The organism is Nocardia sp. NPDC050408 (assembly GCF_044458905.1).
Taxonomy (GTDB): Bacteria; Actinomycetota; Actinomycetes; order Mycobacteriales; family Mycobacteriaceae; genus Nocardia.
The window spans coordinates 1,046,883-1,059,647 of sequence record NZ_JBITIL010000001.1 but is presented as its reverse complement, the minus strand read 5'-3'; the positions used below and the strand labels follow the sequence as shown (position 1 = coordinate 1,059,647).

The window sequence follows — 12,765 nt, the reverse complement described above, 5'->3', positions numbered from 1 at the left end:
GCGGTCGGTTTTCAAGTACCTTCACATGTCGCCATGATCAGGGCACACTCACCGCAAACAGTCAATTTCCCAGTGGTGGAATCAGTGCCGTTCGCGCGCGGCCAGAATCGCCTCGACATACGGGCTGAAGACGGCACTCAATTCGGCGGGCGCATTGCGGCCTTCCGCGGGCGGCGTCGGGATGTAACTCAGCGCGATACGCACCAGAGCCTGTGCCAGCACATCGGATTCGATGACCGTCGCCTGTACCCAGCTGTGCTGGAACGCGATGGACAGCCGTGCGGTCGCATGTTCGACCAACGGCTCGGCATCAAGGGTGATGAGCCGCAATAGATCCAGCTTCACCTCACCTGCGACCAGTGACTGGACCAGCGGGTCGGCTGCGGCCGCCTGGAAGAAGTCGCGCAACCCCTCTTCGAATGCGGCGCGCGCGTCGCCGATATTGCCATCGATCGCGGAGCCGACATGATCGACCAGATCGTCGGCCAGGCGCAGCGCATAGGACTGCGCAAGTCCGGCGCGCGAACCGAATTCGTTGTAGAGGGTCTGCCTGCTGACACCGGCGCGGGTGGCCACATCACCGAGGGTGATCTTGGACCAGTCCCGCTCGGTGAGCAGCTCGCGCATCGAATCCAGGACGGAGGTGCGCAGGAGTTCCCGCGCCGCCTCCTGATAGGAAACTCTGGGTCCGTTGCGCGGCATACCCGCGAGGTTGTCACGGGTGGTTGCCGCAGTCAAAATTCACGACCGTTGGATCTCGACCATATAGAAGTCGGCCTTGGCGGCCCCGCAGTCTGGGCAGGTCCAGTCGTCCGGGATGTCATCCCAGCGGGTGCCCGGCTCGATTCCGTCCTCCGGCCACCCCTTGGCCTCGTCGTATTCGAAGCCGCATTGGATGCATTGGAACAGTTTGTATTCACTCATTTGGGAACCCCCATCGGTTCGAAGTCGATCTTCTCGCGCACGCCGCAGTCCGGACAGCACCAATCGTCGGGTATCTTTTCCCACGCCGTGCCGGCCGGAAACCCTTCGTGCGGTGCGCCTTTCAGCTCGTCGTAGACGTAATCGCAGACAGGGCAACGAAATCTGCTCATGGTCAAGCCTCCGACGCAGCCGTACCGTAGCGTGCGATCACCTTGTCCCGCTTGGCCGGATGGATATTCGCGCGGGTGATATCGCCGCCGTAGTGTGCGAGCACCCGCTTGTCCATCACGCGCCGCCACAGCGGCGGGAAGTAGGCGAGCAGAATCATGCTCGCGTAGCCGCTCGGCAGATTCGGCGCACCGTCCCAACTGCGCAGCGTCTGATAGCGGCGGGTCGGGTAGGCGTGGTGATCACTGTGCCGCTGCAGGTGGTACAGGAAGATATTGGTGACGATGTGGTCGCTGTTCCAGCTGTGCACGGGCGCGGGCCGCTCGTACCGCCCGGACGCGGTGCGCTGGCGGACCAGCCCGTAGTGCTCGAGGTAGTTGACCGCCTCCAGCAAGCTGAAGCCGACGATCGCCTGCAGGATCAGATACGGCAGCAGGCCGATTCCGAATACCGCGAGCAAGACCGCATATAGCGCCACCGACATCAGCCAGGCACTGAGCACCTCGTTGCGCAGACTCCACGACTTCTTGCCGAGCCGATCCAGGCGGGTCTTCTCCAGCCGCCACGAAGAGACGAAGCTGCCCCATACCGTGCGCGGCCAGAAGGCCCAGAACGACTCGCCGACACGGGAACTCGCGGGATCCTCGGGTGTCGCGACGCGCACGTGATGGCCGCGGTTGTGCTCGATGTAGAAGTGGCCGTAGAAGGACTGGGCCAGGGCGATGCGCGAGAGCCAGCGCTCCAGATCGATCTTCTTGTGGCCGAGTTCGTGCGCGGTATTGATGCCGATGCCGCCGATCATGCCGACGGTGATGGCCAGGCCGATCTTGTCGACGATGTGCAGCCCACCGTCGATGCCGAGCCAGCTCAGGTTGTCCGCCGTGATCAGATAGCACCCCATGGCCAGCGTCGCATACTGGAACGGCAGGTAGAGGTAGGTGAGATAGCGGTAGTACCGGTCGTTCTCCAGGTACTCCATCACCTCGTCGGGCGGATTGTCGCCGTCCGGGCCGAAGAAGATATCGGCCAGCGGGATCACCACGTAGACCAGCACCGGGCCCAGCCAGAACGGCACCTGGGCCAGCCGGTGCCAGCCGAATTCGTTGAATGCCCAGACCAATGGAAGGCCGATGGTGAAAAGGCCGGTTGGCGCGAACAGCCCCCATAGCCACAGGTATCGCTTGCGGTCGCGCCAATCGGTCGCCGCGGCCGGGGGGCCTGGCGCATGGGTTTCCGTGGACATCGTTGTCTCCTCATTCAAGCGGCACATCACATGTGATGTGCAGTACCACTTACTTGGACATTAGAGATCAACTTGTCTTCTGTCTAGACAAATTTATGAATTTGTAAACTCTGGCGGAAACGGCGAATCGGACGCCGCGGAACGCCCGATACGACGATCGCCGCGCCATCCCGTCGATTGCGGACGACGTGCGATCGAACTGTGCGGATTCAACGAAGCAGGACGTCGGCGTCGTCGGGCAGTGCGTCGATCGGCCACCAGCGCAGATCGGTGGATTCATGACTGCGGACCGGGACCGCACCCGGCGGTGCGACAATGCGGAACAGCAGGTCGAGGTGACGGGTCGGGACGCCGAGCGAACAGGTGATCGGATGAGCCTGCGCGCCATAGAGTTCGGTAGCCATGCGCAGGCCGTTCATGCCGGACTCCTCGGTCGCCTCGCGCAGCGCGGCGTCGGCCACCGTCTGGTCACCCTCCTCGCAGTGCCCGCCGAGTTGGATCCAACGGCCGACCCGCGGATGCAGCGTCAGCAGCACCTCGCGCTCGTCATGCGAGAAGACGACGGCCGAGGCCGTGATGTGACCGGGTGCGTGCTCGCGCAGACACCCGCGCGGTGCGGATCCGAGGAAGGCCAGCATGGCCTCGCGCAGCGAGGCATCGACACCCGTCGGCTTCCACGCCTCGAGCAACCGCGTTGCCGAGAGGTGCAGCGAACTGGCGCTCATGACCGCACCTCGCCGGCGCTGCGCCCCGTCGTACGCGCGGGCGCACTGTGTTCACGGTTCACTGGCCGGCACTCGCTCACAGCTCGACCAGGCCGGGGCCCGGCCCGAAGACGGGACGGGGGGTGAGTTCTTCGAGGGGGTAGCCGATCGCGATGGCGCCCAAGGGGTTCCAGTCGTCGGCGAGGCCGAGGACGTCGCGGGTGATCTCCGGGGCGAAGATGGTCGACCCGATCCAACAGCTGCCGATGCCCTCGGTGGCCAGCGCGACGAGCAGGCCCTGTACCGCCGCGCCCACCGCGACGGTGAACATAGTGCGTTCGTTGCCGCGCCGCCGCTCATCCGGATAGTCGTGTGCACCGTCGGGCACACAGAATGGGATGATCACCTCGGGTGCGTCGTGCAAGATGCGGCCGCGGGCGATTCGGCGTTCCACTCGCTCCGGATCGAGACCGTCCGCGGTGAGATCGGCCCGCCACTTCTCGGCCATGGCTTCCAACAGTTCGGCGCGCATGCCGGGTTTACGCACCCAGACGAAGCGCACCGGGCGAGTGTGATGCGGCGCGGGCGCGGTGAGCGCCTTCGCCACGGCGGCGCGGATGCGTTCGGGATCGACTGGGGTATCGGCGAATTGACGAATCGAGCGGCGCAGCAGCAGTGCCTCGGAGCGGCCCCGCTCGATCGCCTCGGCTGTGCCGAGCCAGAACAGGTCATCGGTGCCGCCGCGCAGCAGGTCCGCGGCGCAGGAGCCGTCGTCGGTGATCGGCAGCCCGCGCACCACCGCGACCGGCACGCCGCCGAGCTTGCCCTTCACCAGATCCGCGGCGGCGGCCAATTCGTCGGCCACCGCCACCTGGGTGACCTGCAGTTCATTGCCCTGTCCGTCGACGGCGCCCGCATAGTCGTGCAGCACCCGCAGTCCGGCGGCGCCGATGGCGGTATCGGTCTGCCCGTTGCGCCAAGCGCGGCCCATGGTGTCGGTGATGACCACCGCGACATCCACCCCGAGCCGCTCGGACAGCGCGGCGCGCAACGCCTTCGCGCTCCCGTCCGGATCCGCTGGCAGCAGAACGAGTTCACCCTGCTCGACATTGGATCCATCCACCCCGGAAGCGGCCTGCACGATGCCGAGCTTGTTCTCGGTGATCAGCGTGCGGCCCCTGCGCGCGAGCACGCGCACCGCCTCCTGTTCCACCAGCGCGCGGCGCGCGGTATCGCGCTCCTCCGGATCCAGCGGCGCCTCGACAATCCGACCCTCGACCTTGGCGACGATCTTGCTTGTGACGACCAGGATGTCGCCCTCGACCAACCAGGGCGCGGCGGCAGCGATGTGTTCGGCGAGATCGTCGCCGGGCCGAAACTCCGGCAGCCCGGTAATCGGCAGGATCCGCAACTCCCCCGCCGCGTGGTCGGCCCGACCCGTCAATGGCTCTTGTGTAGTCATGGTTTCACCCCAGCCAGGTCGAGCGCCTCCCGCACCATTTCGGCGGTGGTCGGCGGATCGGTCATCAATAGCGGCACGCTTCGCACGTCGACACCGGGCACATCCGCGGTATCGGTGCTGTGGATCAGCCACCCGTCCAGGATGCCGGTGGCCGAGCGAGCGCCATAGTGCCGTCCGATCGCCTCGGCGGTGGTTTCCACGCCGATCACCGAGAGGCATTCATCGGCCATGCCGCGTAACGGTCTTCCGTCGATCACGCCGGAGATGCCGATCACCTTGGCCGCGGTGGTGCGCAGTGCGCCGCGAATGCCGGGCACCGCGAGGATCGCACCGATGCTCACCACGGGGTTGGAGGGGGCCAATAGCACGACATCGGCCTCGGCTATGATCTGCGTCACATTTGGCGCCGGTTTGGCTTCATCGGCCCCAATTGTGGCGAATCCGTGCGTCTGGATGTCCGCGCGGTAGCGAACCCACCACTCTTGGAAATGGATCGCGCGACGTTCGCCAGGGTTGTCGGGGTCACTGACAACGACATGTGTTTCGCAACGATCATCGGTAGCCGGGATGAGTTTTACGCCCGGCTGCCACCGATTGCACAATGCCTCGGTGACCGCGGAGAGCGGATACCCGGCGCGCAACATTTCGGTCCGAACCAAGTGCGTGGCGATATCGCGATCCCCCAGACCGAACCAATCCGGTTGGGCATGGTATTTGGCGAGTTCTTCCTTGGCGTGCCAGGTCTCGGCGACCCGGCCCCAGCCGCGTTCGGTATCGATCCCACCGCCGAGGGTGTACATGCAGGTGTCGAGGTCGGGGCAGATCCGGAGGCCGTGCATCCAGACGTCGTCACCGACATTGACGATGGCGGAAACGTCCGCATCGGGCAGTAGTTCCCGGACGCCCTGAAGGAAGCGCGCGCCGCCGACCCCGCCCACCAGGACGGCGATCTTGGGCCCACTTGCGGGTGCGGTGTCCGCTTGTTGTGGAGTCACATCGACACAGCCTATGCGCTGTCGGAGCGGCCTCGGTTCACGCCGTATTTGCTGCTCATTTGCTATTCCGCGTTCAAGATCAGCTCTGGAAAGCGGTAGCGGATAGTAACGGAATTGCGACGGCGGCTTGACCATCGACACGTCCGGCGTGTCTAATCACAGACATGTCATTTCGGGTTCGCGCGAGAGTTCAAGGCGCGGACAGTTTTTCGAACAAGTGTTCGCATCGGAGTGGCAAGCTCGGGGATGTCCGCGGGACAACGTCGCGGGGTACGGCCGTCGGTGTGCGTGTTGGTCCGACGGAAAGAATCAATCTGCGCTAACACACAGTGAGGAGGCGGAGCGATGGCCAATGAGCTGGCCCCTTCGGGCATGCCGGGCGGCGTATCGCAAACCGATTCCACAGCAGGCGCAGCACGTGGCGTCTGCGCAGACATCGGTCGGATCGAACCGGACCGGATCGGGCCTGAGATGACCGACGGAGTGACAGCACCCCGGCTCAGCTTGGTCGTGACGGGCTTCGACGAGATGTTCGAATCGATCGAAGAGCAGTGGCAGGAACGTGCCCTGTGCGCACAGACCGATCCGGAGGCGTTCTTCCCCGAGAAGGGCGGCTCGACCCGTGAGGCCAAACGGATCTGCATGGGCTGCGAGGTACGCGACGAGTGCCTCGAGTACGCACTCGCACACGATGAACGCTTCGGTATCTGGGGCGGGCTCTCCGAACGAGAGCGGCGCCGCCTGAAGCGCGGCATCGGCTAGAGACTTGGGGCAAGCCCCGGAGTTGCCTCGGGCAACTCCGGGGGCAAGCCCAGAAGTCGACCGCACCCGACCCTCGGCCGCCGACGCGGCGAACGCGGTACCCAATGGGGCGCCGAAGGTCGGGGGAGGCGGATTAGCCTAAGTTTTAGTCATGGCCCGTTCACGTAATCGTCGTCCACCGACCGCACGATCGGTGATCCGTCGTGGGCGCGGAGTGCGCGGGCCGATGCTCCCACCGACGGTGCCGGCATGGCGCACCAGGGGCCAGCAGTTCGACCGGCTGGTCCTGGAGGCCTTCGCGCCCTTGGACACCCGGTGGCACGATCGACTCACCAAGCTCGATATCGCGGTCGACGATGTGCCGAAAATCCGTCCGCTGCACCCGGATTCGGTCACCTGGCCGGATGAGGTGGTGGCCGACGGACCGGTGCCGCTTTCCCGACTCATTCCGGCGGGCGTAGACCGGCACGGAGTGGCCACCCGCGCCCGAGTTGTGTTGTTCCGCAAGCCACTCGAACTGCGCGCGGGCGATCCCGACGATCTGGTCGATCTTCTGCGCGAGGTGCTCGTGCAACAGATCGCCACCTATCTCGGCGTCGATCCGGACCTCATCGATCCCGAAGGCGCGTGACGAACACACCGCCGAGGGCGGGTGAACTCGCCCGAAATCGCCGAATCCTTAGCGTGTCTGAGCACATCGCAACGCCGAGCGCGTTACTCTCATCGGCGTGATCCCCATGCGTCGTTGCTGCCGACCAGGTTGCAAGAATCCCGCTGTTGCGACGCTCACCTACGTGTACTCCGACTCGACCGCGGTGGTCGGGCCACTGGCAACGGTGGCCGAACCACATTCCTGGGATCTGTGTGAAACACACGCTTCCCGCATCACCGCACCGAAGGGTTGGGAAATGGTTCGCCACGAAGGCGGATTCTCTTCCAGCACACCGGATGACGATGATCTGACGGCATTGGCCGAAGCGGTCCGCGAGGCGGGCCTGCGCCGCCGTCCCCCGGAGCACGATCAGCGTGGCTATTCCGATTACGCCCCGCCCGCACCGCGCGCCACGCGCACCGGCCGGCGCGGCCACCTTCGAGTACTCCCGGACCCGCCCAGCTAGCACTCGGATGGGACCGTGTCAGGGGTGTCGGCGCGAGCCACTAGGGTGGTCATCATGACAGTGGCCCGCTCTGCCGAATTCGTGAACGCGGTGATCAAGGCTTATGACGTTCGCGGGGTCGTCGGTGAACAGATCGACGGAGAATTCGTCAAGGATGTGGGGGCCGCGTTCGCGCGGTTGATGCGCGCCGAGGGCGCGACCCGCGTAGCCATCGGACACGATATGCGCGAGTCCTCCCCGGAACTGGCCAGCGCCTTCGCCGACGGCGTGCTCGGCCAGGGCCTCGACGTGGTGCACATCGGACTCGCCTCGACAGATCAGCTCTACTTCGCCTCCGGTGACCTCGACTGTCCCGGCGCGATGTTCACCGCCAGCCACAATCCGGCCCGCTACAACGGCATCAAGCTGTGCCGTGCGAAGGCGCTTCCGGTGGGCCAGGACACCGGTCTGGCGACGATCAAGGACGAGGTGATCAACGGGGTACCCGGCTACGACGGAACACCGGGCAGCGCCACGAAGATCGATCTGCTGGCCGATTATGCGAAGTTCCTGCGCGGGCTTGTCGATCTCGACAAGGTCCGCCCGCTCACCATCGCGGTGGACGCGGGCAACGGCATGGGCGGACACACCGTGCCCGAGGTGCTGGGCACCGTGGCGCAGCTGAACCTGGTGCCGCTCTACTTCGAGCTGGACGGCTCGTTCCCCAACCACGAGGCCAATCCGCTCGATCCGAAGAATCTGGTCGATCTGCAAGCTCTGGTCCGCAAGTCCGGTGCCGATATCGGTCTCGCCTTCGACGGCGACGCCGACCGCTGCTTCGTGGTCGACGAGAACGGCGATCCGATTTCGCCGTCGGCCATCACCGCACTGGTCGCCGAGCGTGAGCTGGCCAAGGAGCCGGGCGCGGTCATCATCCACAATCTGATCACCTCGCATGCGGTGCCCGAACTCGTGCACGAACTCGGCGGCACCCCGGTGCGCACCCGGGTCGGGCACTCGTTCATCAAGCAGGAGATGGCGGCCACCGGCGCGGTATTCGGCGGCGAGCATTCCGCGCACTACTACTTCCGCGATTTCTGGGGCGCCGATTCCGGCATGCTCGCGGCCCTGCACGTGCTCGCGGCGCTCGGCGAAAAGAACCGGCCGATCTCGGAGCTCATGTCGTCGTACGAAACATATGCGGCCTCCGGAGAGATCAACTCGACAGTGGCGGACGCGAAGGAGCGGACGATGGCTGTAGTGGACGCATTCGGTGATCGGGCCAAATCGGTGGACCGGTTGGACGGGGTCACCGTTCAGCTCGCCGATGACGCCTGGTTCAATCTGCGCGCGTCGAATACCGAACCGTTGCTGCGGCTGAACGTCGAGGCCAGGTCGACGGAGGAAGTAACCGCACTCGTGACCGAGATCCTGAGCATCGTCCGGTCCTGACTGGGATAGTGGAATCACAGCCCGGAATGGACACGCAGGCTCAGGATTCGACGCCCGAGGAAGTAGACGACTCAGCCCGATACCGAGATTCTGAGCATCGTTTGCTCCTGACTGGAATAGTGGAATTACAGACGTTGGATTCGCCCGACCTGGGTGCCCCTGTCGATCCCTCCGAATCGACAGCCCGGGTGGGAGCAGGGCGGGACCGCACACAGCGCGATGAGGGGAGGTGGGATGCCCGATGATCGCTGGAACACCGGTGCTCGACCTCGATGATGCCGCTTCGCTCGAGGCTGCCGATGTCGGCGGCGCCCTGCGCTCCGCGGCATCCGGCGGCGCGCAGGTACGTGCGACCGCGGCCGCGGTCGGTGAGGACGCGCTCGCGCGCCTCGCGGATCTGCGACCACGCAGCGTGGTGTTGGTCTCCGGCGCGGGCCGAGCCGCACGCGCCGCGAGTCTGATCGTCGCCGCACTCGGCGACCGCGCTGGCCTACCCGTGGTCCCGGTCGCCGCCCTTCCGCCATGGGTCGGTCCGCTGGACGTGGTGCTCGTCGCTGGTGACGACGCCGGCGATCCCCGGCTGATCGATGCGGTCGACCGGGCACGGCGCCGGGGCGCGGAGGTCGTGGTCGTGGCTCCGCACGAGGGGCCGCTGCGGGCCGCCGCGGCCGGGCGTACGTCCCTACTGGAACCCCGGATTCCGGTTCTGGACCACAATCGGCTGCTGCGCTTCCTCTCCGCCTGTATAGCGGTGCTGCGCATCGTCGATCCGACCCGCGCAGGTGCGCTCGTACCCGATCTGACCGAGCTGGCCGACGTGCTCGATGCCGAGGCATTGCGCGACGGCCCGCACAATGAGGTCTTCCGCAATCCGGCCAAGACGCTGGCCGCCCGCATGCAGCAGCGCGCCATCGTGCTGGCCGGGGACTCCCCTGCCGCCAGTGAGCTCGCCGAGCACGGCGCCGAGGTGCTGTTGCAGTCGGCGGGCAAGGTGGCCACCGCGGTGCATCTGGCCGAGGCCGTTGCCGCCAATCCCCGAATGGTCGAGGCCGCAGGCGAATCCGCGCCGAACTTCGACCCGCTGTTCCACGACGAGGAACTCGACGGTCCCGCGCCGGTGGAGCGCATCGGGGTGTTCGTGCTCAGCGCGGATCTGGATCAGGCCGCGGCGCATCGCCGGCTCGCCGTTTTCGGCGGCACCGGATCGGGTCTGGTCGACGCCGATCTGGTGAGTGCGGATGTCGAACTGCTGCACACCTCGCTCAACGATCCGGCCGCGCCCATGCCTGCCCGAGTGGATGATTCGGGTGCACCCCTGCCCGGCACCATCGCCCACGCCAGCGAACTCGAACAACTCGCGGTGCTCGCGGTGCGCTTGGAAATGGCCGCTGCGTATCTACGCTTGATCGGCTCGCGTGGCGGTGCGGCACCGTCCACCGAACAGCTCGACGGGGGACACTACTAGTGCACGAACTCGTTGGTGCGCTGCGTTCCTATGCCTGGGGTTCACGCACCGCACTCGCTAGGTTGTGCGGTCGACCGGTTCCTTCCGCGCATCCGGAGGCGGAGCTGTGGTTCGGTGCGCATCCCGCCGATCCGGCGCATGTCCGCTTGGAGAACAGCACCCGCTCGCTGCTGGAGTTGGTCGCCGAGGATCCGGAGCGCGAACTCGGTCCCGCCGCACCGGAATTCGGCGGGCGGCTGCCGTTCCTGTTGAAGGTCCTCGCCGCCGAGGAACCGCTATCGCTGCAGGCGCATCCGAGTTCGGCCCAGGCGCGGACCGGGTTCGAACGAGAGAATCTCGCGCGGGTGCCGCTGGATTCGCCGATGCGCAACTATCGCGACGAGAACCACAAGCCGGAATTGGTTGTGGCGCTGGACCGATTCGAGGCGCTGGCCGGATTCCGGGATCCGCGGCGCACGGTCGAGTTGCTGCGCGCACTGGATGTGCCCGGGCTGCGTTCGTATGCGGATCTGCTTGCCGCCCAACCCGATTCGGCCGGACTGCGCACGCTGTTCACGACCTGGATCACGCTGCCGCAGAATGTCCTCGGCACCCTGCTGCCCCAGGTGCTCGACGGGTGCGTGCGCTATCTCTCGGAGAAGGGCACTCGTGAGTTCACCGCCGAGGCGCGCACCGCGCTCGAACTCGCCGAGGCATATCCGGGCGACGCCGGTGTGCTGGCCGCGCTGCTGCTCAATCGGTTGACGCTGGAACCGGGACAGGGGCTGTTCCTCGCGGCGGGCAATCTGCATGCGTATCTGCGCGGACTCGGTGTGGAGATCATGGCCAACTCCGACAATGTGCTGCGCGGCGGTCTCACGCCCAAGCATGTCGATGTGCCGGAATTGCTGCGGGTACTGGATTTCGAGCCGATCGATCTGCCGGTGGTGCTACCGGAAGCGGTCGACGATGGGTCACTGCGTTATCGGACGCCCGCGCCCGAGTTCGCGCTGCGGCGGTTCGACCTGACCACCGAATCCGGGCAGGTGCCGCTGACATCCGCGGGGCCGGGAATCATGCTGTGCACCGCGGGTAGGGTGCGACTGTTGCAAGGGGTGAGTGAGCTGGTGCTGGCGCGGGGTGCGGCGGCGTGGATATCGGCGGCCGACACCGAGATTCACGCCCAGGCCCTAGACGCTGACGCCCAGTTGTTCTGCGCATGCGTCGGTGGCTCGAACTGACCTGTCGCCCAGTTTGCCCGTGTGCTGCCCTAGGCTGTTCGTTCGACGGCCTCCTAACCGGACCACACCGGAGCGAGTCTTACGAGCGACGTTCGCGGCCCGTCTCGCGTCCGAGTCGTCGAAGCGCACGCGCCGCAGGCGCGAGTCTCGACGACACCCGCCAGCGACTGCTTGCAGGTCGCTCGTAAGGGTCGGACGCGAGACACCAGGGGGCCGCGAACACGACGCGCCGAAGGCGCGGCAATTAGACAGAGCAGCGCCGAAGGCGCGGCAACTCGGACACAGGAGGAACTACCTAGATGTCGGCTGGTGGTGGCAAAAAGGCGATTCTCGCCGCATTGTCGGCGAATGCGGGGATCGCGGTGGCGAAGTTCGTCGGCGCGTTCATCACCGGTTCGGGATCGATGCTGGCCGAGGCGGTGCACTCGGTCGCGGACACCGCGAACCAGGGGCTGCTGCTGCTCGGGCAGCGCCGGGCCGCGCAGGATGCCGATGAACTGCACCCATTCGGTTACGGGCGCAATCGCTACTTCTACTCGTTCATCGTGGCGCTGGTGCTGTTCACGCTCGGCTCGATCTATGCCATCTACGAGGGCATCCACAAGATTCAGCATCCGGAGGAGCTGACCAACCCGATAGTCGCGATCGTCATCCTGTTCATCGCGATCTGTCTCGAGGGCTACAGCTTTACGACCGCGATGCGGGAATCCATCCCGCTCAAAGGCAATTCGAGTTGGTGGCGGTTCATCCGCAATTCGCGCAGTCCGGAACTGCCGGTGGTGCTGTTGGAGGACACCGGCGCGCTGGTCGGTCTGGTCTTCGCATTCGCGGCGGTCGGGCTGACCATGCTCACCGATGATCCGGTCTGGGACGGCATCGGCACGCTGGCCATCGGTGCGCTGCTCGGCATTATCGCGGTGATCCTGATCGTGGAGATGCAGAGCCTGCTGATCGGTGAGGGCGCGACGCCGGAGGAGGATAAGGCGATTCGCGCCAACCTGGTCGACGGCAACCGCATCGACCGGGTGATCCACCTCAAGACTCAGTATCTCGGGCCGGAGGAGATCCTGGTCGCGGCCAAGATCTCGATCGTGCCGGATCTGGATATCGACGATATCGCCGCGGCCATCGATGACGCGGAGGCCAGGGTGCGGGCGGCCGTGCCCGCCGCGCGGGTGATGTATCTGGAACCCGACCTGTACCGGACGCCGCGGGCCTGAGTCGGATCGCCCGCGTAATCCGGCCTGGGCGCACTTTCCGCCAAATCCGGCGG

14 protein-coding genes are annotated in these 12,765 nt (G+C 65.9%); 7 read left to right on the top strand and 7 right to left on the bottom strand.

What is annotated here, in order from left to right; all coding sequences use genetic code 11:
- Positions 1–81: 81 nt before the first annotated feature.
- The 7 genes from ACIBJI_RS04700 to cofD all read right to left on the bottom strand — a co-directional run bounded on the left by ACIBJI_RS04700 (position 82) and on the right by cofD (position 5,496).
- Positions 82–702, bottom strand: coding sequence for a TetR/AcrR family transcriptional regulator (locus tag ACIBJI_RS04700; RefSeq protein WP_396957344.1), 621 nt, complete (start codon positions 700–702; stop codon positions 82–84).
- Positions 703–741: 39 nt separating this feature from the next.
- Positions 742–924, bottom strand: a complete 183-nt coding sequence (locus ACIBJI_RS04695; protein ID WP_364343988.1) for a rubredoxin — start codon at positions 922–924, stop codon at positions 742–744.
- Complete coding sequence (locus ACIBJI_RS04690; protein ID WP_040694908.1) at positions 921–1,094, bottom strand: rubredoxin; 174 nt, start codon at positions 1,092–1,094, stop codon at positions 921–923. Before ACIBJI_RS04690 ends, ACIBJI_RS04695 begins: the two co-directional genes overlap by 4 nt.
- Positions 1,095–1,096: 2 nt before the next feature.
- Positions 1,097–2,335, bottom strand: a complete 1,239-nt coding sequence (locus tag ACIBJI_RS04685; protein ID WP_364343992.1) for an alkane 1-monooxygenase — start codon at positions 2,333–2,335, stop codon at positions 1,097–1,099.
- A 209-nt stretch (positions 2,336–2,544) separates the two neighbouring features.
- Positions 2,545–3,060 (bottom strand): NUDIX domain-containing protein, encoded by a 516-nt coding sequence (locus ACIBJI_RS04680; protein ID WP_364343995.1) that lies wholly within the window; start codon positions 3,058–3,060, stop codon positions 2,545–2,547.
- Between the two features lie 76 nt (positions 3,061–3,136).
- Positions 3,137–4,501 carry a coenzyme F420-0:L-glutamate ligase gene (locus ACIBJI_RS04675; protein ID WP_364343998.1) on the bottom strand — a complete coding sequence of 455 codons (1,365 nt, stop codon included), beginning with the start codon at positions 4,499–4,501 and terminating at the stop codon, positions 3,137–3,139.
- Complete coding sequence (cofD, locus tag ACIBJI_RS04670) at positions 4,498–5,496, bottom strand: 2-phospho-L-lactate transferase (RefSeq protein ID WP_364344001.1); 999 nt, start codon at positions 5,494–5,496, stop codon at positions 4,498–4,500. The genes ACIBJI_RS04675 and cofD overlap by 4 nt, the downstream gene beginning before the upstream one ends.
- Positions 5,497–6,024: 528 nt before the next feature.
- Here cofD and ACIBJI_RS04665 point away from each other — a divergent pair.
- The 7 genes from ACIBJI_RS04665 to ACIBJI_RS04635 all read left to right on the top strand — a co-directional run bounded on the left by ACIBJI_RS04665 (position 6,025) and on the right by ACIBJI_RS04635 (position 12,712).
- Positions 6,025–6,258 (top strand): WhiB family transcriptional regulator, encoded by a 234-nt coding sequence (locus ACIBJI_RS04665; protein ID WP_029901515.1) that lies wholly within the window; start codon positions 6,025–6,027, stop codon positions 6,256–6,258.
- A gap of 151 nt (positions 6,259–6,409) precedes the next feature.
- Positions 6,410–6,889 (top strand): metallopeptidase family protein, encoded by a 480-nt coding sequence (locus ACIBJI_RS04660; protein WP_330249994.1) that lies wholly within the window; start codon positions 6,410–6,412, stop codon positions 6,887–6,889.
- Positions 6,890–6,995: 106 nt separating this feature from the next.
- Positions 6,996–7,376 (top strand): DUF3499 domain-containing protein, encoded by a 381-nt coding sequence (locus ACIBJI_RS04655; RefSeq protein WP_083898166.1) that lies wholly within the window; start codon positions 6,996–6,998, stop codon positions 7,374–7,376.
- Between the two features lie 60 nt (positions 7,377–7,436).
- Positions 7,437–8,807, top strand: a complete 1,371-nt coding sequence (locus ACIBJI_RS04650) for a phosphomannomutase/phosphoglucomutase (RefSeq protein WP_364344581.1) — start codon at positions 7,437–7,439, stop codon at positions 8,805–8,807.
- 241 nt (positions 8,808–9,048) lie between these two features.
- Complete coding sequence (locus ACIBJI_RS04645; protein ID WP_364344006.1) at positions 9,049–10,272, top strand: tobH protein; 1,224 nt, start codon at positions 9,049–9,051, stop codon at positions 10,270–10,272.
- The gene (gene manA, locus ACIBJI_RS04640) at positions 10,272–11,492 is read left to right on the top strand and encodes a mannose-6-phosphate isomerase, class I (RefSeq protein WP_364344009.1); all 1,221 of its coding nucleotides are present in this window, start codon (positions 10,272–10,274) and stop codon (positions 11,490–11,492) included. The genes ACIBJI_RS04645 and manA overlap by 1 nt, the downstream gene beginning before the upstream one ends.
- A 299-nt stretch (positions 11,493–11,791) precedes the next feature.
- The gene (locus ACIBJI_RS04635) at positions 11,792–12,712 is read left to right on the top strand and encodes a cation diffusion facilitator family transporter (RefSeq protein WP_396957098.1); all 921 of its coding nucleotides are present in this window, start codon (positions 11,792–11,794) and stop codon (positions 12,710–12,712) included.
- Positions 12,713–12,765 lie beyond the last annotated feature (53 nt).